Annotated in this window: 16 protein-coding genes; 4 read left to right on the top strand and 12 right to left on the bottom strand. The window is 70.9% G+C overall.

Annotated elements, in window-relative coordinates:
- Positions 1-131: 131 nt before the first annotated feature.
- Positions 132-629 carry a lamin tail domain-containing protein gene (locus ACZ6B1_RS23440; protein ID WP_468781272.1) on the top strand — a complete coding sequence of 166 codons (498 nt, stop codon included), beginning with the start codon at positions 132-134 and terminating at the stop codon, positions 627-629.
- A 72-nt stretch (positions 630-701) separates the two neighbouring features.
- Here ACZ6B1_RS23440 and ACZ6B1_RS23435 read toward each other — a convergent pair whose 3' ends face one another.
- The 5 genes from ACZ6B1_RS23435 to ACZ6B1_RS23415 form a co-directional block, all read right to left on the bottom strand.
- Positions 702-1,541 carry a carbohydrate ABC transporter permease gene (locus ACZ6B1_RS23435; protein ID WP_468781270.1) on the bottom strand — a complete coding sequence of 280 codons (840 nt, stop codon included), beginning with the start codon at positions 1,539-1,541 and terminating at the stop codon, positions 702-704.
- Positions 1,538-2,896 carry an ABC transporter permease gene (locus tag ACZ6B1_RS23430; protein ID WP_468781269.1) on the bottom strand — a complete coding sequence of 453 codons (1,359 nt, stop codon included), beginning with the start codon at positions 2,894-2,896 and terminating at the stop codon, positions 1,538-1,540. The genes ACZ6B1_RS23435 and ACZ6B1_RS23430 overlap by 4 nt, the downstream gene beginning before the upstream one ends.
- Positions 2,897-2,904: 8 nt before the next feature.
- Positions 2,905-4,230, bottom strand: coding sequence for an ABC transporter substrate-binding protein (locus ACZ6B1_RS23425; protein WP_468781267.1), 1,326 nt, complete (start codon positions 4,228-4,230; stop codon positions 2,905-2,907).
- A 50-nt stretch (positions 4,231-4,280) separates the two neighbouring features.
- Positions 4,281-5,942, bottom strand: coding sequence for a glycoside hydrolase family 13 protein (locus ACZ6B1_RS23420; RefSeq protein WP_468781265.1), 1,662 nt, complete (start codon positions 5,940-5,942; stop codon positions 4,281-4,283).
- Between the two features lie 142 nt (positions 5,943-6,084).
- Positions 6,085-7,356: an ABC transporter substrate-binding protein gene (locus ACZ6B1_RS23415; RefSeq protein ID WP_468781263.1), complete on the bottom strand. Its 1,272-nt coding sequence runs from the start codon at positions 7,354-7,356 to the stop codon at positions 6,085-6,087.
- Positions 7,357-7,486: 130 nt separating this feature from the next.
- Between ACZ6B1_RS23415 and ACZ6B1_RS23410 the strand changes: the two genes are divergently transcribed.
- The 3 genes from ACZ6B1_RS23410 to ACZ6B1_RS23400 all read left to right on the top strand — a co-directional run bounded on the left by ACZ6B1_RS23410 (position 7,487) and on the right by ACZ6B1_RS23400 (position 11,123).
- A complete protein-coding gene (locus ACZ6B1_RS23410) occupies positions 7,487-8,002 on the top strand; it encodes a PadR family transcriptional regulator (RefSeq protein WP_468781261.1) in 516 nt (171 codons plus the stop codon).
- The gene (locus ACZ6B1_RS23405; protein ID WP_468781260.1) at positions 7,999-8,754 is read left to right on the top strand and encodes an ABC transporter ATP-binding protein; all 756 of its coding nucleotides are present in this window, start codon (positions 7,999-8,001) and stop codon (positions 8,752-8,754) included. The genes ACZ6B1_RS23410 and ACZ6B1_RS23405 overlap by 4 nt, the downstream gene beginning before the upstream one ends.
- A gap of 86 nt (positions 8,755-8,840) precedes the next feature.
- Complete coding sequence (locus tag ACZ6B1_RS23400) at positions 8,841-11,123, top strand: FtsX-like permease family protein (RefSeq protein ID WP_468781258.1); 2,283 nt, start codon at positions 8,841-8,843, stop codon at positions 11,121-11,123.
- Positions 11,124-11,180: 57 nt separating this feature from the next.
- Here the strand turns inward: ACZ6B1_RS23400 and pgi are convergent, their stop codons facing one another.
- The 7 genes from pgi to ACZ6B1_RS23365 all read right to left on the bottom strand — a co-directional run bounded on the left by pgi (position 11,181) and on the right by ACZ6B1_RS23365 (position 20,368).
- The gene (gene pgi, locus ACZ6B1_RS23395; protein WP_468781256.1) at positions 11,181-12,833 is read right to left on the bottom strand and encodes a glucose-6-phosphate isomerase; all 1,653 of its coding nucleotides are present in this window, start codon (positions 12,831-12,833) and stop codon (positions 11,181-11,183) included.
- A 244-nt stretch (positions 12,834-13,077) separates the two neighbouring features.
- Positions 13,078-13,413, bottom strand: coding sequence for an RNA polymerase-binding protein RbpA (locus ACZ6B1_RS23390; RefSeq protein ID WP_003976875.1), 336 nt, complete (start codon positions 13,411-13,413; stop codon positions 13,078-13,080).
- 210 nt (positions 13,414-13,623) lie between these two features.
- Positions 13,624-13,860 carry a preprotein translocase subunit SecG gene (gene secG / locus ACZ6B1_RS23385; RefSeq protein ID WP_451207015.1) on the bottom strand — a complete coding sequence of 79 codons (237 nt, stop codon included), beginning with the start codon at positions 13,858-13,860 and terminating at the stop codon, positions 13,624-13,626.
- A 108-nt stretch (positions 13,861-13,968) separates the two neighbouring features.
- Positions 13,969-14,745 (bottom strand): triose-phosphate isomerase, encoded by a 777-nt coding sequence (tpiA, locus tag ACZ6B1_RS23380; RefSeq protein ID WP_468781254.1) that lies wholly within the window; start codon positions 14,743-14,745, stop codon positions 13,969-13,971.
- Positions 14,746-14,750: 5 nt separating this feature from the next.
- Positions 14,751-15,962 carry a phosphoglycerate kinase gene (locus tag ACZ6B1_RS23375; RefSeq protein WP_468781252.1) on the bottom strand — a complete coding sequence of 404 codons (1,212 nt, stop codon included), beginning with the start codon at positions 15,960-15,962 and terminating at the stop codon, positions 14,751-14,753.
- 144 nt (positions 15,963-16,106) lie between these two features.
- Positions 16,107-17,117 (bottom strand): type I glyceraldehyde-3-phosphate dehydrogenase, encoded by a 1,011-nt coding sequence (gene gap / locus ACZ6B1_RS23370; protein ID WP_468781250.1) that lies wholly within the window; start codon positions 17,115-17,117, stop codon positions 16,107-16,109.
- A gap of 296 nt (positions 17,118-17,413) precedes the next feature.
- Positions 17,414-20,368 carry a M14 family metallopeptidase gene (locus ACZ6B1_RS23365; protein WP_468781248.1) on the bottom strand — a complete coding sequence of 985 codons (2,955 nt, stop codon included), beginning with the start codon at positions 20,366-20,368 and terminating at the stop codon, positions 17,414-17,416.
- Between the last annotated feature and the right edge of the window lie 12 nt (positions 20,369-20,380).

Here is a 20,380-nt window from a genome sequence, read left to right as displayed (position 1 = left end):
CCGCCGCCCCCTTCACTTTCTGACCCTCCCTCAACTGCGGCTTTCACACTTTCTGCACCGGTCGTACATGTACCGGTCATCTTTTGTGTAAGCTCCTGGCCGCATCACTCGCACCATTGAGGGGGGACCTCATGCGTATACGTTTCGTGCTGGCCGCAACCGTCTCGGCCGGAGCGCTCGCCGTCACCGTCGCCGCCCCGGCCCAGGCCGCCGAGTACTCCTCCGCCCTGAAGATCAAGGGCGTCCAGTACGACGCTCCGGGCCGGGACTCCAACAGCTGCTCCTCCGGCAACACCCGGAGCGAGTACGTGACGATCAGGAACTACTCGCGCACCGCGACCGTGAACCTCAAGGGTTACGTGGTCAGGGACTCCACCAGCAGCAACAAGTTCACCTTCTCGAAGAACCACTATCTCGAGCCCGGCGACTACGTGAAGCTGCGCGGGGGCCGCGGCACCGACTCGGACGCCGGCAACGTCGTCTACCGCCAGAACTGCAACTTCATCTGGAACAACGACAAGGACACCATCCGCCTGTACAAGTCCTCCGGCGCCCACGCGGACACCCACGCCTACACCAGGTCCGGCAACGACCGCGACGGCAACGGCTACATCACCTTCCACGGCTGACGCCGGGGCGGACCCGCACACGACGGAGGCGGCCGGGTCGCCGGCCGCCTCCGTCGTCCCCGTCAGGTGGGGTCACTTGACCGAGCCCGCCATCACGCCCTGGACGAAGTGGCGCTGGAAGGCGAAGAAGACGATCACCGGGACGATCAGGGAGAGGAAGGCGCCCGGAGCCAGAACGTCGATGTTGCTGCCGAACTGGCGTATCTGGGACTGGAGCTGGACGGTCAGGGGCTGGGAGGAGCTGTCGGCGAAGAGGAGCGCGACCAGCATGTCGTTCCAGACCCAGAGGAACTGGAAGATGGCGAGCGAGGCGATGGCGGGACGCCCGACCGGCAGGACCAGGCGGGTGAAGATGCGCCACTCGCTGCCGCCGTCCATCCGCGCCGCCTCCAGCATCTCCTTCGGCATCTCCGCGAAGTAGTTGCGCAGGAGGAACACCGCGAAGGGCAGGCCGTAGGCGACGTGGAAGAGGACCACGCCGGGGATCGTGCCGAACAGGCCGAGCTGGCCGAAGAGTTTGGCCACCGGCAGCAGGCCGATCTGCACCGGCACCACCAGCAGAGCCACCACCAGCAGGAACAGCGGCTCCCGCAGCGGGAAGTCCAGCCAGGCGAAGGCGTATCCGGCGAGGGCCGCGATGACGACGACCAGGACGGTCGTCGGCACCGAGATCAGCACGGTGTTCCAGAAGGCCTGGGTGATGCCGGCGTTCTTCAGCAGCGCCGAGTAGTTGTCGAAGGACAGCTGCCCCGGGCTGGCCAGCGCCGTCCACCAGCCGCCCGTCGCCGTGTCCCGGGCCGAGCGCAGGGAGGACAGGAACAGTCCCGCGAGCGGGGTCACCCAGACCAGGCCGATCACCACGAGGAACGCCTGGACCAGGCCGTTGCCCAGGCCGCGCCTGACCGCGTTCATCGCTGACTCCTTCGGAAGCGGCGGACGTTGAAGACCATCGCGGGGATCACCAGCAGGAGCAGCAGCACACCGAGGGCGCTGCCGAGCCCCTGGTTGTTGCCGCCGCCGAACGACACCAGCCACATCTGGGTCGCGAGCACGGTGGCGTCCTCCTGCACCGGTCCCGGCGCGATGATGTAGACGAGGTCGAACACCTTCATCACGTTGATCACGAGGGTGACGAAGACGACCGTCAGCACGGGGGCGAGCAGCGGCACGGTGATGCGGCGGAAGATCTGCCACTCGTTCGCGCCGTCCATCCGCGCCGCCTCCAGCGCGTCCCTGGGCAGACTCGACAGGCCCGCGCCGATCAGCACCATCGCGAAGCCCGTCCAGATCCACAGGTAGGCGCCGATGATCGCCGGGGTGACCAGCGTCGGGCCGAGCCAGGAGACTCCCTGGTAGGGCGGCGCGAAGTTGGAGGCGGGCAGCTTCACCGTGTACGAGCCCTCGTGGAGTCCGGTGAAGCGGAAGGAGCCGTCGGAGGAGGAGGTGGTGCTCGCGACCGTCCTTCCGTCGCGGAGCGCCTCGACCTTCATGCCGGGCAGGCCGCTCTCCCTCGGGTCGACCCGGCCCTGCTTCCCTCCCCCGCCGGGCGTGAAGTCCAGGTAGACGACGCCGCGCAGTTCACCGGCGGTGGCCCCGCGCCGCGCCGCCGGCCGGGCGGCTGAGGCGTCCCGCGGCAGGTCACCCGGCAGCACGCCGACCATGGGCAGCGTGACCGAGTCGCCCGGGGAGACGGCCGCGTGGCTGAGGTAGGACCCGTCGCGGCCCTGGTCCAGCAGCCCCTCGCGGCCCCGTGCCGTCGGATACGACGAGGTCCCCTTGAAGGCGTCGTGCACGGAGACCACGGCGGCGTCGAGGACGCCCTTGTCCGGGTCCTCGTCGTAGGCGAGCCGGAAGATGATGCCGGCGGCGAGGAAGGAGACCGCCATCGGCATGAACAGCAGCAGCTTGAACGCCGTGGCCCAGCGGACCTTCTCCACCAGGACGGCCAGGATCAGGCCGAGGCCGGTGAGCAGGGCCGGGGCCACGACCACCCAGATGGTGGAGTTGCGGATGGCCTTCAGCGTCGCCGGGTCGCGGAACATCTCGGCGTAGTTGCCGCCGCCGACGAACCGGGTGCCGGAGGCGTCGAAGAAGCTGCGGCCGACGGAGAACAGCACCGGGTAGACGACGAGCGCGCCGAGCAGGAGCAGGGCGGGGAAGACGAAGAGCAGGGCGACGGTCCGGGCGCGCCGCCGGCTGCGGCGCCCCCGGGCCGCGCCGGCGGCGCGCGGGGCCGCCTCCTCGGACACGAGTGTGGTGGCGGTCATCGGTCCGGTCAGTCCTGGTAGGCCTTGGCCGCGGCGGCCTCGAGCTTCGCCGCGGCCCCCTTCGGGTCGGACGGGTCGCGCAGGAAGTCCTGCAGGAGCTTCCACTCGCCGGTGCCCTTGGTGCCGCCGAAGGCCGCCGGGGCCTGGTCGGACATGTCGAAGCGGACCGAGTCACCGGCGCCGACGAGGGACTTGGCGGTGGCGCGGGTGACGTCGTCACCGTAAGAGGCGAGGTCGAGCTTCCTGTTCGGGGACAGGAAGCCGCCCGCCTTCGCCCACACGGCCGCGGCCTCGGGGGTCGCCAGGTACTCCAGGAGCTTCATGCCGGCCTTCGCGTTCTTGCCGTCCTTGAGCACGACGGCCGCGTCACCGCCGCTGACCACCGGTGCCTTGCCGCCGCCGACCGCCGGGAACGGGAAGAAGTCCGCGTCCTTGCCGATGGTCCGCTGGAATTGGTCGTGGGCGACACCGGCGACGAAGTCGCCCTCGTAGACCAGGCCGGCCTGCGGCTCGGGTCCGAACACCTTCTCCACCGAGCCCGGGAAGTCGGTGTTGAGGGCGCCCTTCTGGCCGCCCGCGATGAGCTGCTTGTCCTTGAACAGCTTGCCGAGGGTGCCGAGCGCCCGGACGACGGAGGCGTCCGTCCACTTCAGCTTGTGCGTGGCGAGGGCGTCGTACTTCTCGGGGCCGGCCTGGGAGAGGTAGATGTTCTCGAACCAGTCGGTGAGGGTCCAGCCGTCCTGCCCGGCGACGGCGAAGGCGGCGAGGCCTGAGTCCGAGACGGTGTGCCCGGCCTTGAGCATCTCGTCGTACGTCTTCGGCGGCTTCACCCCCGCCTGGGCGAGGGCGTCGGGGCTGTACCAGACGGTCGACTTGTGGGCGGCCTTGAAGTAGAGGCCGTAGAGGGTGCCGTCGACGCTGCCGTACTTCTTCCACACGGGTGCGTAGCCCGCGTCCACGGACTTGCCCGTGGTGGCGGACAGCGGCTCGAGCCAGCCCTTCTTCGCGAACTGCTGGAGCACGCCGACCTGCGGGACCATCACCACGTCGGGCGCGTTGCCGCCCTCGATCTTGCTGCCGACGACCGTGGAGACGTTGTCGCCGGTGGAGACGAACTGGGTCTTGGCGCCGGTCTTCGCGGTGAAGGCGTCCAGCACCTTCTGGAAGTTCTTCTGTTCGCTGCCGGACCAGACACCGGCCACGGTGACCGTCTGGCCGCTGAGCGCCTTGTCGCCGCCGCCGGCCGAGACGGGGCCGCCGCCGCAGGCGGTCGCGCCGAGGGCCAGGGCGAGGGCGGTGCAGCTGGTGAGCAGGGTGGTACGTCGTCGCATCATCGTTGATGTCCCTTCGGAAAGGTGGGAGTTGACGTGGAGCCGGGGGGAGGTCAGAGGTCGGTGAGCCACCAGGCGGCCGTCGAGCCGGGCAGCACCCCGGCCGGGCAGGGCCCGCTGGACAGCAGGGGTGTGCCGGAGGCCGGTGCGGGCGTGGGAGAGGCGGTGAAGTTGACGGCGCAGACCAGGCCGTCGCCGCGGACGAAGCCGAGGACGCCGGGCGGGGTGTCCAGCCAGCACAGCGTGCCCTCGCCCAACTGGGGCAGCGAGGAACGCAGTTGCAGGCCGTCGCGGTACAGGTGCCAGAAGGAGCGGGTGTCGGCGAGGGCGCGGTCCGTGGCGTACTCGGCGAAGTACTCCGGCTGCGGCAGCCAGGGCTTGGCGCTCTGAGCGCCGGAGGTGAAGCCGAACGGCGAGGCCTGCCCGGACCACGGCAGGGGCACCCGGCAGCCGTCGCGGATGCGGGCCCGGCTTCCCGTGCGGTGGAAGATCGGGTCGGTGAGCACGTCGTCGGGCAGGTCGACGACCTCGGGCAGGCCCAGTTCCTCGCCCTGGTAGATGTACGCGGCCCCGGGCAGGGCCAGCATCAGCAGCGCGGCGGCGCGGGCACGGGCGGGACCGAGGCCGCTGCCCCCGGTGGCGGGTTCGCCGTAGCGGGTGACGGTGCGCACCTGGTCGTGGTTGTTGAGGACCCAGGTGACGGTCGAACCGGTGCCGGCGATGTCCTGCATGGCCTCGGAGACGACCTTGCGGAAGGCGTCGGCGTCCCAGGGAGCGCCGAGCAGGTCGAAGAAGAACGCCTGGTGGAGTTCGTCGGGGCGGACGTACTGGGCGTGTTCGCGGGCGGTGGGCACGGAGACCTCGCCGACCAGCAGGCGCTCGCGGCCGTCGCGGGCGGTGTACTCCTCACAGGTGGCCCGCCACTGCCGCCACACGTCGTGCACCTCGGGCTGGTTCCAGGCCAGCGGGTTGACCGAGTCGCGGGTGCGGGCGTCGGCCTCCGGGTCGTCCGAGTCGGGCAGCCCGGGGTGCTTGAACAGTCCGGCGGCGACATCGATGCGGAAGCCGTCCACGCCGCGGTCGAGCCAGAAGCGCAAGGTGCGGTCGAACTCCGCGGGCGTCTCCGGGTTCCGCCAGTTCCAGTCGGGCTGCTCGGGCGTGAACATGTGCAGGTACCACTGGCCGGGCCGGCCGTCCGCCTCGGTGACCCTGGTCCAGGCCGGGCCGCCGAACATGGCGTGCCAGTTGTTGGGCGGTTCGCCGCCGTCGGGGCCGCGCCCGTCGGCGAAGTGGAAGCGGGCACGGGCCTGGCTGCCGGGCGCGGAGGCCAGCGCCTCGCGGAACCACGGGTGCTCGCTGGAGCAGTGGTTGGGGACGATGTCCAGCAGGACCCTGATCCCGAGTCGCCGGGCGGCCGCCATCAGCAGGTCGAACTCGGCGAGGTCGCCGAAGAGCGGGTCGACGTCGCGGTAGTCGGCGACGTCGTAGCCGTGGTCGTGCTGGGGCGAGGGGTAGAACGGGCTCAGCCAGATCCCGTCGACGCCGAGCTTCTTCAGGTACGGCAGTCCGGCGCGCACGCCGGCCAGGTCGCCGATGCCGTCGCCGGTGCTGTCGAGGAAGCTGCGGACGTAGACCTGGTAGATCACCGCGTCACGCCACCAATGATGCCTGTTCAACCCTGGGGCCTGTCTCTGTGAAGGGCAGCAGTTATGCATGCATGTTAGGTAGGCATGTCGCGAGGGTGTCAATGAAAAGAACGCAAGCTACCGTGGAGTTGGGTGTGCAAACAGGGAGCTATTCGGGCATCTTGAGAACAGTTGAGATGCTGGCGTTACTTAACGAGTAACTAGTACGCGACTACCGTCCGGCGACGGCGTCGAGTTCCCGCGCCAGTCGGCGCACCGCGGCCGAGGGCGTCTGCCGCCCGGTCAGCGCGTCGTGCACCACGGCCTGGACCACCAGGCTGACCTGGTCGTAGTGCGGGCTCGTGGGGCGCGGCTCGGCCGACATCACGGCGGCGCGCAGGGTCGGCAGATAGGGGAACCGCGCGACCAGGGCCGGATCGTCGTAGAGGGCGGCGCGCACGGGAGGCAGCGCACCCCGCGTCAGCACCTGGCGCTGGACGCGCTCGCTCGTGAGGTAGGCGATCAGACGCGCGGCCGAATCCGGGTGCCGCGCATGGGTGTTGACAGCCAGGTTGGACCCGCCGAGGACGCTCTTGCCCGGCCCGTCGGGTCCCGGCAGCGGTACCGCGCCGACCCGGCCGGCGACCTTGGAGCCCCGGGCCGAGGCGGCCGCGTAGGCGTAGGGCCAGTTGCGCAGGAAGAGCAGCCTGCCGTCCCGGAAGGCCTCCTTGGACTCCTCCTCCTTGTACGTCAGCGCCGCCTTGGGGATCCAGCCCTCGCGCAGGCCGCGGGCGAGGAAGGCGATGCCCTCGCGGGCCGCGTCGGAGTCCACGGTGACGCGCGTGCCCTCGTCGCCGAGGATGGTGCCGCCCGCCGAGTAGACCGCCTCGGCGGCGTTGACCGTGAGGCCCTCGTACGGCAGGAACTGGCCCGCGTAGCCGTCCAGCCCGTACCTGGGCGCGATGGTCCTGGCGTCGCGCTCCAGCTCGGCCCAGGTGCGCGGCGGCGGCACCCCGGCCTTGGCGAGGACGTCCTTGCGGTACAGCAGCAGCCCGGCGTTGGTGACGTACGGGACGGCGTACAGCCGCCCGTCGTACTTGGCGGTTCTCACCACCGGCCTCAGAAAGCTGCCGAGCGGGAAGCGGTCGCCGGGCAGCGGGCGGATCCAGCCCGCCGCGGCGAACTCGGCGGTCCAGTTGACGTCGATGTTGAGGACGTCGAACCGGCCGCGGTCGCCGCCGCGCAGGTCGGTGGTCATCTGCGCGTACGTCTCGTCGGCGGAGTCCGGCAGTTCGACGAGGGTCACCTTCTCGCCGGGGTGGGTGCGGTTCCAGCCCCGCAGGAGCGGGCCGAGGTAACCGGTCAGGTCGCCGGCGGTGGCCAGGGTGAGCGGTCCGCGCCCGCCGGTGCCGCCTTGGCCGGCGCGGGCGCCGGAGGCCACGTACCCGGACAGGACCACGGCGAGAACCAGGAGCCCCCTACCGGCGGCGCGCATCCACCGCATAGGTTCCTCCCTGAACACGTACACCCGGCTCCGGGCGCCCTCGCCCGGGAGTCAGAGGCCATGTATACCTGTTAGGTATGGGCGATACTAGGGCCTGGAGCACATTGCCGGAGACTGGAGGAGAGCACGAGTGCGCCTGCCCCTCCTGGCACTCCTCGCGCGTGGCCCCGCCCACGGTTACGAGCTGAAGCAGGACCTTGAGCAACTGCTGGGCTCCGCGTACCCTCAGCCGAACGTCGGCCAGATCTACGTGACCCTCGGCCGCCTCGAGAAGACGGGACTGATCGAGGGCGAGGACGTCGAGCAGTCGAGCCGACCCAACAAGAAGGTCTACCACCTCACCGACGCCGGGCGGGAGGCGCTGCACGCCTGGTTCGAGGAGACCGAGAACGAGCCGCGGGTACGGGACGAGTTCTTCATGAAGCTCGCGCTGGCCCCGCGGACCGGTCTCGCCGACCAGATCGCACTCATCAACAGGCAGCGGCGCCAGTACCTCAACACCATGCGCGATCTGTCGAAACTGGCCGCGGCCGAGAGCCGGGACAACCGAATCGCCCAGCTGCTCATCGAGGGCGCGATGCTGCATCTGCAGGCCGACCTCGACTGGCTGGAGCGGTGCCAGGAGGAACTGGAGGAACTGGAGTGAACGACGGCTCCGTTCCGCTGCTGCGCGCCGAGGGACTGGTGAAGACCCACCACGGCGAGGGCGCGCCCGCGCACGCCGTGCGCGGGGTCGGCCTGAACGTGGCGCGCGGCGAGTTCGTGGCGATCACCGGGCCGTCCGGAGCCGGCAAGTCCACGCTGCTGCACCTGCTCGGCGGGCTGCAGCGGCCGGACAAGGGCAGCATCTGGCTCGACGGCCGGTGCACGGACTCCTTCAGCGAGGCGCGCTGGGCGGTGGAGCGCCGCAAGGCCATCGGGATCGTCTTCCAGTTCTTCAACCTGGTGTCGAACCTGTCGGTCGCGGACAACGTGGAGCTGCCCGCCCTGCTCGCCGGCGTGCCCCCGAAGCGGGCCCGGGCCGAGTGCGGGGAACTCCTCGCCGAGCTGGGTCTCGCGGGCAAGGAACGCAGCATGCCCGGCGAGCTGTCCGGCGGAGAGCAGCAGCGGGTCGCGCTCGCCCGCGCCCTGGTCAACCATCCGCCGCTGCTGCTGGCCGACGAGCCCGCCGGCAGTCTGGACAGCAAGGGCACCCGCGAGGTGATGCGGCTGCTGTCCCGCTTCCACGGACGCGGGCAGAGCATCGTCCTGGTCACCCACGACGCCCGGCTCGCCAGCGCCGCCGACCGCGTGATCAGCTTCTTCGACGGCCGGATAGCCGACGACGCCGTCCTGGACGGCGCCGGCGCCCCGCCCCGGAAGCCCGGGACGGCGGGCGTGCTGGAGCTGAGGGACTGATGGCGCACCGACCGACAGCGCACGGACCGACGGCCCACCGGCCGGCGGCGCACCGGCCGCACGGCCACGGGACCGGGGACTGAGCCGTGCGAGCCACCCTGCGCTGGGCCCACTCCGATCTGCGCACCCACCGCGGCGAGGCGCTGTTCATCACGCTCGCCACCGCCGGCATCGTCGCCTCCCTGCTGCTCGCCGCCGCCCTCTTCGGCTACGCCACCAACCCCTGGCAGCGGACCTTCACCCAGGCCCACGGGGCCCATGTGTGGATCCACACCGCCGCCTCGGCGGACGCCCGCGAGCTCGCCCGGCTGGACGGTGTCGAGTCCGTCGCCGGCCCCTACCCCACCGAGTCCGCCACCGTCGCCGGCCGCGGCACCCGGGCAGCCGTGGAGCTGCGTGGCACCCCGCGGCCGCCCTCGGTCGGCCGCCCGGTGCTCACCGCGGGCCACTGGCTGGACCCCGGGCGGCCGGACGGCGTGGTCCTGGAGAGCCGTCTGGCCCGGGCGCTGCTGGCCGAGCCCGGCGACACCCTCACGCTGCCCGGCACCGCCCGGACACTCACCGTGGCCGGCATCGCGGACAGCGCCGAGCCCGGATACAGCCCCGGTTCCCAGCCCGGCCTGGTCTGGGCCCTGCCGTCCGCCGTGCGCGCCCCCGGCGGCCAGGTGACCGGGCTGCGCCTCGGCGACCCGGCCGACACCGACTACGCGGTGCAGCGCGCCGTCACCGTGCTCGGCGCGGGCGCGGTCGGCGAGGTCTCCACCTGGCAGCAGGCGCGGGCCGCGGCGCAGGGCGAGAACCGGCTGCTCGGCCAGGTGCTCGGCCTGTTCGGGCTGGGCGCCCTGGCGGCCGCGGGGTTCGCCGTGCACGGCGCGATCGGCACCCGTATCCGCGGCCATCTGCGGGACATCTCGGTACTGAAGGCGATCGGCTTCACGCCCGGCCAGGTGGTGCGGGTCTTCCTGCTGCAGCACCTGGCGTACGCGGCGCTCGGCGCGGTGGCCGCGGCGGCGCTCACCGAGGGGTGCGGCAGCCTGGTCCCGGGGCGGCTCGGCGACGCGGTGGGCGTGTGGCAGACACTGCCCGGGCACACCGTGGCACTGTCCGCCGTACCCGTGGGCGCGGTGCTGTTCATCGGCCTGACGACGGGGCTCGCGGCCTGGCGGGCGGGCCGGGTGCCGCCGGTGCCCGTACCGCGGCCGTCCGCTCCGGCGGGCGGCCGGCTGACCGGCCTGGCACGCGGCGCCCTGGGGCTGCGGCTGCCGGCGGCGCTGGTCCTCGGCTGCCACAAGGCGTTCGCGGGCCGCGGCCGGTCGCTGGCCGGCGTGGCCCGGCTGACGCTGCCGCTGACGCTGATCGTGGTGGCGCTCAGCGCCTGGACGACCATCGACCGGTTCCACAGCAGCCCGGAGCGGGTGGGGCTGCCGGCCGCCCTGGCGGTCCGTTCGGACGGCGCCCTGGGCGACGCGGGCGTGCGGGCGGTGCTGACGGCCGACCGCCGGGTGGCCACCGCCTACCCGGGGGTCGAGGTGGCAGCGCTGGTGCCCGGCCAGACCGGGACGATCGCCCTGCGCGGCCTCGGCACCCACGACAGGCCCTACCCCTACGCGCTCGCCGAGGGCCGGGCCGCGCGCGGACCGGACGAGGCGGTGGCCGGTCAGGGTCTGCTCGACCTGCTGCACGTACGGGTCGGTGACTGGGTGCGGATGACGGTGGGCGAGCGGCCGCAGATCCTGCACATCGTGGGCCGCAGCCTCGAACCGCAGAACGCCGGCCGGGTCGTGACGACCTCCGTGGACACCCTGCGCGAGAACGACCCCGCCCTGTCCCCCGCGTTCTACCAGCTCCGGCTGCGCCCCGGCGCCGATCCGCAGCGGGTCGCGGCCGCCCTCGCCGCGGCCGGGCACGGCCACCTGGACGTGGCAGCCGTGCCGAACCCGGCCGACGGCCTGTCTCCGCTGCGCGCGGTCGTCGCCGGTCTGGTCGCGGTGCTCGCCCTCATCGGTCTGGTCGAGCTGCTCACCGCGATCGGCGGCGGCGTCCGGGAGGGCGAGCGGGACGTGCTGGCCCTGCGGGCGATCGGCATGTCACCGCGGCAGATCGGCGCGATCAACGTCACGGCGACCACCTGTACGGCGCTGGCGGCGGTGGTCGCCGGTACGGCGCTGGGGCTGCCGCTGGCGCACCGGCTGATCGACGCCCAGGGCGACTCCAGCGGCATCGGCGCCGGTATCGCCCAGTCGCCCTCGCCCGGTCTGCTGCTCGCGCTGGGGGCGGGCGCCGTGCTGGGGGCCGCCGCCCTCACCGCGCTGCCCGCCGTCCGGGCGGCACGCCGGCGGCAGGCGGACACGCTGAGCGCGGTGGCCTGAGCACCGGAGCCGGTCCGCCGGGCCGAAGGCGCGCCTCCGGCCGGCGGACCGCACGGTTCAGCTACGGCCGCGCAGTTCCCGGTACTTGGCGACGAGCGCTTGGGTGGAGGCGTCCAGGCCGGGGACCTCCGCGCCCTCGGTCAGGGCCGGTTCGACCCGCTTGGCGAGGACCTTGCCCAGCTCCACGCCCCACTGGTCGAAGGAGTCGATGTTCCACACCGCGCCCTGCACGAACACCTTGTGCTCGTAGAGGGCGACGAGCTGGCCGAGCACGGACGGGGTCAGCTCGCGGGCGAGGATGGTGGTCGTCGGCCGGTTGCCCGGGAAGGTCTTGTGCGGGACGAGTTCGTCCGGCACGCCCTCCGCGCGGACCTCGTCGGCGGTCTTGCCGAAGGCGAGGGCCTGGGTCTGGGCGAAGAAGTTCGCCATCAACAGGTCGTGCTGCGCCGCGAGTTCACCGCTCAGCTCGTCGACGGGGCGGGCGAAGCCGATGAAGTCCGCCGGGATCAGCTTGGTGCCCTGGTGGATCAACTGGTAGTAGGCGTGCTGCCCGTTGGTGCCGGGCGTGCCCCAGACGACCGGCCCGGTCTGCCACCGCACCGGGCTCCCGTCGCGCTGCACCGACTTGCCGTTGGACTCCATGTCGAGCTGCTGGAGATAGGCGGTGAACTTCGACAGGTAGTGGCTGTACGGCAGCACCGCGTGCGACTGGGCGTCGTGGAAGTTGCCGTACCAGATGCCCAGCAGGCCCATCAGCAGCGGGACGTTGGACTCGGCGGGCGCGGTGCGGAAGTGCTCGTCGACCAGGCGGAACCCGTCGAGCATCTCGCGGAACCGGTCCGGGCCGATGGCGATCATCAGCGACAGGCCGATCGCCGAGTCGTAGGAGTACCGGCCGCCGACCCAGTCCCAGAACTCGAACATGTTCTCCGGGTCGATACCGAACCCGGTGACCTTCTCGGCGTTGGTCGACAGGGCGACGAAGTGCCGGGCCACCGCGGAGTCGTCACCGAGCGCGTCCAGCAGCCAGGCGCGCGCGGAGGTCGCGTTGGTGATCGTCTCGATGGTGGTGAACGTCTTGGAGGCGATGATGAACAGCGTCTCGGCGGGGTCCAGGTCGCGGGTCGCCTCGTGCAGGTCGGCGCCGTCCACGTTGGAGACGAAACGGACGGTGAGGTCGCGGTCGGTGAAGCCGCGCAGCACCTCGTAGGCCATGGCGGGGCCCAGGTCGGAGCCGCCGATGCCGATGTTGACGACGTTGCGGATCCGCCTGCCGGTGTGGCCGGTCCACTCGCCGGAGCGGACCCGGTCGGCGAAGCCCGCCATCTTGTCCAGCACGGCGTGCACCCGCGGTACGACGTTCTCGCCGTCGACCTCGATCACCGCGTCCGGCGCGGCCCGCAGCGCGGTGTGCAGCACCGCCCGGTCCTCGGTCGTGTTGATCTTCTCGCCGCGGAACATGGCGTCCCGCAGGCCGAAGACGTCCGTCGCGGCGGCGAGCTCGCGCAGCAGCCGCAGCGTGTCGTCGGTGACCAGGTGCTTGGAGTAGTCGATGTGCAGGTCGCCGACCCGCAGCGTGTACCCGGCGCCGCGCTCCGGGTCGGCGGCGAACAGATCCCGCAGATGGGTGTCGGCCAGCTCCTCCCGGTGCTTGGCGAGAGCGCTCCACTCGGGCGTCTGGTTGAGCCTGGTACGGCCGTCTGCGTTCATATCGACGTCAGCCTTCTCTCCTGCGACCTGTCCTGCTGTGTACCTTGCCCCGCTGCCGGTCCCAACCTAGTTGATCAGCACCGGGGACGAGCGCTCGTGGCACGTCCATGCGGGCAACAACAGGTACGTCCCGCTTGCGGGCAGGTGTCAGCACGACGGCGACGGGAGAGCGGAAGGCGGCCGTGCGCAGGGCCCCGCTATGGCTGCGGCCGGGCGCCCATGGGCACCCGGCCGGTCGCAGGTCTCAGATCTCGCCGCGCAGTTTGGCGAGGGCCTCGGCGAGGATCGCCTCGCCGTCCGCGTCGCTGCGCCGCTCCCGTACGTACGCGAGGTGCGTCTTGTACGGCTCGGTGCGCGGCGGGTCCGGCGGGTTGTCCCGGTCCTGGCCGGCCGGGAAGCCGCAGCGCGGGCAGTCCCAGGTCTCGGGCACCTGCGCGTCGCTGGCGAAGCTGGGCTGGGTCTCATGCCCGTTGGAGCACCAGAAGGAGATGCGCAGACGCGGCGCGGACTCGCCGCGCTCGGCCTCGCCCATCGGCCCCGCCCCGACCCGGCTACCTCGGATCGCGTTGCCACTTGCCACGGTCGTAACTCCCTGCGTGATGGTGCCACAAAGCGAGTCGGCGTTTCGCTTCGCTGCGAGCGCCTCAGTCTACGTAAGGCCCAACGCGCGTCCAGTGATTGGAGTTACCGGCCCCGCACCTAGACGCAAGCCCCATGATAGGCCGCGCACAGGAGCGCGTACCGAACATGGGGCCTTACGTACGGAATGGATGTACCTGGGCGGTGCGGATCAGCCGTTCGACTTCATCAGCAGGCCGAGGACGATGATGCAGGCGAACCACAGGAGCCCGACCACGATGGTGATCCGGTCCAGGTTGCGCTCGGCGACCGAGGAGCCGCCGACGGAGGACTGCATGCCGCCACCGAACATGTCGGAGAGGCCGCCGCCCTTTCCCTTGTGCATCAGCACCAGCAGCATCATCAGCAGGCTGAAGACGATCAGGGCGATCGAGAACCCCAGAACCACGGCTGGACCAACTTCCTCGGAATCGGATGGACGACGGGGGCACAGCACCGGGGCCGTGCCCCCGCAAGGGTACGACGAATCGCCGTTACCGCCTACTCACGGCAGGGATCACTGATCGCGGAACCGAACGATCTTCACGAACTCGTCGGCGTCCAGCGAGGCACCGCCGACCAGGGCGCCGTCGATGTCGGCCTGCGCCATGATCTCGGCGACGTTGCCCGACTTCACCGAGCCGCCGTACTGGATGCGGATCTTGTCGGCCAGCTCCTGGGAGTACAGCTCGGCGAGCTTGGCGCGGATGGCGGCGCAGACCTCCTGGGCGTCCGAGGCGCCGCAGACCTTGCCGGTGCCGATGGCCCACACGGGCTCGTAGGCGATCACGATCGTCTCGGCCTGCTCGGCCGGGAGGTCCTTCAGGCCGCCCTCGACCTGGGCGAGGGTGTGAGCGACGTGGTTGCCCGCCTCGCGGACGTCCAGCTCCTCGCCGACGCACAGGATCGGGGTGAGGCCGTGCCTGTAGGCGGCTTTGACCTTGGCGTTGACGACGTCGTCGGTCTCGTTGTGGTACTGCCGGCGCTCGGAGTGGCCGATCGCCACGTACGTGCACTTCAGCTTGGCCAGCATCGAGCCGGAGATCTCGCCGGTGTAGGCGCCGGAGTCCTGTGCCGACAGGTCCTGGGCACCGTACTTGATCTTGAGCTTGTCGCCGTCGACCAGGGTCTGCACGGAGCGCAGGTCGGTGAAGGGCGGCAGGACGGCGACCTCGACGGCCTCGTAGTCCTTGTCGGCCAGGGCGAAGGCGAGCTTCTGGACGTGTGCGATGGCCTCGAGGTGGTTGAGGTTCATCTTCCAGTTGCCCGCCATCAGCGGCGTGCGCGTGCTCATCGGGTTCAGTCCTCCAGTGCGGCGAGGCCGGGGAGCGTCTTGCCCTCGAGGTATTCGAGGGAGGCGCCGCCACCGGTCGAGATGTGGCCGAATGCGTTCTCGTCGAAGCCGAGCGTACGCACGGCCGCGGCGGAGTCACCGCCACCGACGACGGTGAAGCCGCCGGTTTCCACGAGTGCCTGGGCGACCGCCTTGGTGCCCTCGGCGTAGTCGGGGTGCTCGAAGACGCCCATGGGACCGTTCCAGAAGACGGTCGCGGCGTCGGCGAGCTTCGAGGCGTAGAGCTCTCGGGTCTTCGGGCCGATGTCCAGGCCCTCCTGGTCGGCGGGGATCTTGTCCGCGTCGACCACGCTGTGCTCGGTCGGGGCCTTGGCCTTGAGGTCCGGGAACTCCCGGGAGACCACGACGTCGAGGGGAAGCAGCAGCTCGACGCCCTGCTTCTCCGCACGCTCCATGTACTCGGTGACGGCCGGGATCTGGTCCTCCTGCAGGAGGGAGATGCCGACCTCGTAGCCCTTGGCCTTGAGGAAGGTGTAGGCCATGCCGCCGCCGATGAGGAGGCGGTCGGCCTTGCCGAGCAGTTCGTCGATGACGGCGAGCTTGTCGGAGACCTTGGCGCCGCCGAGCGCGACGACGTAGGGGCGCTTGACGTCCTCGGTGAGCTTCTTCAGGACGCCGACCTCGGTGGCGATGAGGTAGCCGGCGTAGTGCGGCAGGCGGGCCGGGAGGTCGTACACGGAGGCGTGCTTGCGGTGCACGGCGCCGAAGCCGTCACCGACGTACACGTCGGCGAGGGCGGCGAGGCTGTCGGCGAACGCGCCGCGCTCGGCGTCGTCCTTGGCCGTCTCGCCCGGGTTGAAGCGGAGGTTCTCCAGGACGGCGACCTGGCCGTCGGCGAGACCGGCGACCGTGTCCTGGGCGGACGGGCCCACGGTGTCGGCCGCGAAGGCCACGGCGGAGCCGAGGAGTTCACCGAGGCGGGAGGCTGCCGGGGCGAGGGAGAAGGCGGGGTCCGGGGCGCCCTTGGGGCGGCCCAGGTGCGAGGCGACGACCACCTTGGCGCCCGCGTCCGCGAGGGCCTTCACGGTGGGCAGGACGGCGCGGATGCGGCCGTCGTCGGTGATGGTCCCGTCGGCGAGCGGCACGTTGAGGTCGGCGCGGACGAAGACCCGCTTTCCGCTCACGCCGTCGGCGAGAAGTTCGTCGATCGTCTTCATGGGGTGGACTCCTGAGGAGGGCTCTTGATGCCCCTGATCGTATGAGGGCGTGGTCCGTACGCGAGACAGGGCCCGGACAGCGCGACGGTGCGCTGCCCGAGCCCTGCTCTCACTTCAAGGTCCTGCTGCTGTGATCTTGGGCGATCAGAGCTGGTCGCCGACGAAGGCCGTGAGGTCGACGAGGCGGTTGGAGTAGCCCCACTCGTTGTCGTACCAGCCGAGGATCTTCACCGAGTTGCCGTCCTGAACCATGGTCAGGGAGGAGTCGAAGGTGCAGGAGGCCGGGTCGCCGACGATGTCCGAGGAGACGATCTCGTCCTCGGTGTAGGCCAGGAAGCCCTTGAGGTCGCCGTCCTCGGAGGCCTTCTTGAACGCGGCGTTGACCTCGTCCTTGGTGACCTCGCGCTGGAGCTGCACGACGAGGTCGGTGGCGGAACCGGTGGGAACCGGCACGCGCATCGCGATGCCGTCCAGCTTGCCCTTGAGCTGCGGCAGGACCAGCGCGGTGGCCTTGGCGGCGCCCGTGGTGGTCGGGATGATGTTCTCGGCGGCGGCACGGGCGCGGCGCAGGTCCTTGTGCGGGAAGTCAAGGATGCGCTGGTCGTTCGTGTACGCGTGCACCGTCGTCATCAGGCCCTTGACGATGCCGAAGTTCTCGTCGAGCACCTTCGCCATCGGCGCCACGCAGTTGGTGGTGCAGGAGGCGTTGGAGATGACGTGGTGGTTCGCCGGGTCGTACTTGTCCTGGTTGACGCCCATCACGATGGTGATGTCCTCGTCCTTGGCCGGAGCCGAGATGAGGACCTTCTTGGCGCCGCCGGCGATGTGCTTGGCGGCGTCTTCCTTCTTGGTGAAGATGCCGGTCGACTCGATGACGATGTCGACGCCCAGCTCGCCCCAGGGGATGTCGGCCGGGTTGCGCTCCGACAGCACCTTGATGGTGTGGCCGTCGACGGTGATCGTGTCGGCGGTGTGCGAGACCTCCTGCTTGAGGCGGCCCAGGATCGTGTCGTACTTCAGCAGGTGCGCGGTGGTCGCGGTGTCACCCAGGTCATTGACGGCCACGACCTCGATGTCCGCACCCTGCTGCAGCAGTGCGCGGAAGTAGTTACGCCCGATGCGGCCGAAGCCGTTGATGCCTACGCGGATCGTCACGAACCGATCTCCTCGTTGGTACGCCGGCCATGCGGTGCCGGCGAGCTGTATTTGGGATGTCCCCGACCACCCCCGACCCTACCCCTCTGGGGGAGCTGAGGTGACATCGAGATGCCGCATACACGGGCAGGCGGTCCGTACCCGTCAGTAGGGTACGGACCCGCCCGGATCGGCATTCGTTTCACTCTCATTTGTTACGGAATGCGAGTGCCCGATGGAGCCTTTTTCACTCGTTCGTGAGCGGGTCGGCTCACCTGATGACCAAGCTCCGCCGCACTGTTGAGAGGGGGCTCCGCTCACCTGTCGAGTGCGGCCAGCGCCTTCCTCACCACGGCTGTCCGATCCGCGGCCGACGGCACCTGTTCCAGGCCGAATCCGAGCAGCACCGTGTCGTCGGTGGTGACCGCTCCGTAGGTCTGGAACAGGGTTCCGGTCCGCGTCCAGTCCTTCAGCACCGCGGGACTGCCCGCGGGCGGTCCGGACACCTTCCAGGCTCCGAGGGACGACTCGAATCCCTCGGTGTCCTTCGCCGTGCCCCCGACGACGAGGGAGGCGTCGTCGGCGAGGACGCCGTGTCCGCCGCTGCCCGGGTCGGTGACGTAGGCGATGGAGACCTCCACCGTCCGCCCGGCGTAGGCGCTGAGGTCGAAGCCGGTCTGCCGCCAGCCGCCGGAGCTGCCGGTGAGGCTGTGCCACGAGCCGGTGGTCCCGGTCGCGGCGCAGGTGTTGTCCGCGAGTGTCAGGTAGTGCCCGAGCCACGGGTGCTCGCCGATCAGGAAGCCGGCCCCGCAATCGGCCGGTACGGAGTCGGTGGTGGCCCCGCCCGTCTCCGGCAGGGTCGTCCAGTCGTCGGCGCCCGCGGTGTGCGCCTCGATCACCGCGTGGTCGTAGCCGGGTTCGGTGTCCCACAGCAGGCGGGTGGAGAGGGTGGGCCGCTCCGCCGCGGTGACACCGGTGAGGTCGATGGTGCGGGTGAGGCGCTTGTAGGCGTCGTCGGTGTGCACCGCGGCGGCCATGGCGGAGCCGCTGTACGGGCCGTAGGGGTTGACGGTGCCGGCGAACCGGCCCGCGCCCTCGCTCCTGAACTGCGGATAGGTGGACGGGGGCAGCTCGTCGGAGGTGACGCCGTAGGTGCCGGCCCGGTCCAGCGGGTTGCCGGGCGCGTCGCCGAGGGCGCCGCTGTAGCCGTCGAGGCCGCCGGAGCCGGTGAAGCCGGTGGCCCCCTTGGTCGAGGTACGGCTGTAGGCGCCCAGGTAGTACTGGCTGAAGTCGTTCGAGAGGGTGCCGTCGCCGAGGTCGACGCTGCCGCCGGCCAGCTCGCCGGCCTCGATCAGTTTCCCGCCCTCGTTGAGGTAGGCCCGCAGCTGGAGCTGGGTGGCGTTGCCCGGGCCGCCCGTGCCCGAGTAGTGCACGACGGTGCGGAAGTGCTTCAGCACGCCGAGGGCGTCAGGGGCGCCCCGGCCGGCCACGTCCCACACGATCGCCCGGTGCCCGGCCGCCCGGAGCGCGTCCACGTACTTCCGTGCCTCGGCGGCGGTCGCGCCCTCCTCGGCGACGACGAGGGTGTCCGCGCGGGAGCGGTCGGCGACGGTGTACGTGAAGTGCGGGCCCGTCACCTTCCCGCCCTTGCCGGCCTCGCCGGTGAACCACACCTCGACCCGGTCGCCCGGCCTGCCGTCGCGCACCGTGGCCCGGTACTCGTCGAAGTAGAGGTTGTCCTCACCGCCGTAGGTCCGGCCGCCCTTCCAGGGCCGCAGCGGCCGCTCGTGCGTACGGCCGCCGTTGACGCGGTACTTGAGCTTCTTGTCGCGGACCGCCCTGCGGACGACGGCCGAGACCTCCTGGCCGGCGCCCCGGGAGTACGACGTGGTGAACGCGGCCGGGGTGATGTCGGCGGCGTCGAGCCCGACCGCGGACACCGGCCGGTCCGGGTGCGCGGCGGTCTCGGCGACGGAGAGCGCGAAGGGGACGTTCTTCGCGAACTCCTCCTGGATCAGCTTCTCGTCGTCGGGGAAGTTGAACACCGACTGGCAGTCCTGGGGCTTCCAGGCGTCGTCCGGATCGACGTCCGAGGCGGTCTGGCAGGTCGACATCTCGGGGGTGAACATCGAGACCCCGTTGACGTTCGAGGCATGGCCGTCCGCCTCGCCGTTGGTGGTGTACAGCTCCGATGAGAGCTGTGAGTGGTACCCCGGAATCGCCGGTTCGGCGGGGGTGCCGGCGAGCGCCCGGTAGAGGACGTCGTCGGGGGTGGGCGTGGCCACCTGCCAGCCGACGCCGTACAGCAGGAGTTCGGCGGCGGAGTGGTAGTTGACGGCGTACTTGAAGCCGACCCGCTTCTCGAGGGCGTCGAGGGCTGCGGTCTCGGGCTCGGACCCGGGGCTCGCGCCGCGGTAGGTCTGGCTGGTGGGGTTGGGGGACGAACCCTCGTCGTCGTAGCCCCACTTGTAGGCGAAGTTGCGGTTGAGGTCGACGCCGTCGCCGGTGCTGATGACACCGTCGCCGTTGACGTCGCGGAGGTTCTTGCGCCACAGGCGGTTGCCGGGGCTCTTGAAGGTGTAGTCGTAGCCGTCGGGGTTGGCCGAGAGGACGAACCACAGCTCGGTCGAGTCGACGATCCTCCTGATCCGCCGGTCGGTCCGGTAGTTGTCCAGGTAGTAGTGCATCAGGCGGCGGGTCGTCTCCGGCGTGATCCACTCGCGCGCGTGCTGGTTGGACATGTACAGCACGGAGGGCTTGGAGCCGTCCTTCGACTTCCTGGCGTTTCTGGTCAGTCTGAGCGCGAGGATGTCCTGGCCGCCGACGGTCCTCCCGATGGATTCGACCTTGGTCAGGCCGGGGTTGGCCCGCGCCGTCCGAAGGATCTCCTCCTTCAGGCCGCCGTCGCCGCTGTACGGGCGGAACACGCCCTGGGCGGCGCCCTCCAGGCGGCTCTCGGTCCGGGCCGACAGGGTGTGCTCCGTGAGCCGGACGCCCTGCTGCTCGAGCCTCCTCGCCTGCCGCTCGGTCAGGTAGACCTCGACCGCGGTCCGGCCGCCGGCGGTCACCTGTTCGGACAGCTCCCGGCCGTCCTGGCCGGCCGCGAGGAGCAGGGGTAACTGCTGGCGGGTGACCTGGGCGCGGAAGACCTTCACCTCGTCGGGGCGGGACGGGGCGGAACCGCCGCCCTGCGCCTGGGCGATGGGTGTGAGGCTCGCGGCTCCGGCGAGAAGCGCGCCGACAGCGAGGATCGATCTCGCTCTGTGTCTCATGAACCCCCCTAG

Source organism: Streptomyces sp. NPDC041129, assembly GCF_055592265.1.
Note: the sequence above shows the minus strand (reverse complement) of the source record. Positions and strands in the feature narration are given on the sequence as shown.

Excerpts from the sequence above, each read along its gene's own strand:
- ACZ6B1_RS23365 (WP_468781248.1), bottom strand. The coding sequence starts at position 20,368 with ATGAGACACAGAGCGAGATCGATCCTCGCTGTCGGCGCGCTTCTCGCC.
- ACZ6B1_RS23425 (WP_468781267.1), bottom strand. The coding sequence starts at position 4,230 with ATGATGCGACGACGTACCACCCTGCTCACCAGCTGCACCGCCCTCGCC.
- pgi (WP_468781256.1), bottom strand. The coding sequence starts at position 12,833 with ATGAACGCAGACGGCCGTACCAGGCTCAACCAGACGCCCGAGTGGAGC.
- ACZ6B1_RS23430 (WP_468781269.1), bottom strand. The coding sequence starts at position 2,896 with ATGACCGCCACCACACTCGTGTCCGAGGAGGCGGCCCCGCGCGCCGCC.
- tpiA (WP_468781254.1), bottom strand. The coding sequence starts at position 14,745 with ATGAGCACGCGCACGCCGCTGATGGCGGGCAACTGGAAGATGAACCTC.
- ACZ6B1_RS23415 (WP_468781263.1), bottom strand. The coding sequence starts at position 7,356 with ATGCGGTGGATGCGCGCCGCCGGTAGGGGGCTCCTGGTTCTCGCCGTG.
- ACZ6B1_RS23435 (WP_468781270.1), bottom strand. The coding sequence starts at position 1,541 with ATGAACGCGGTCAGGCGCGGCCTGGGCAACGGCCTGGTCCAGGCGTTC.
- ACZ6B1_RS23420 (WP_468781265.1), bottom strand. The coding sequence starts at position 5,942 with ATGCATAACTGCTGCCCTTCACAGAGACAGGCCCCAGGGTTGAACAGG.
- ACZ6B1_RS23440 (WP_468781272.1), top strand. The coding sequence starts at position 132 with ATGCGTATACGTTTCGTGCTGGCCGCAACCGTCTCGGCCGGAGCGCTC.
- ACZ6B1_RS23375 (WP_468781252.1), bottom strand. The coding sequence starts at position 15,962 with ATGAAGACGATCGACGAACTTCTCGCCGACGGCGTGAGCGGAAAGCGG.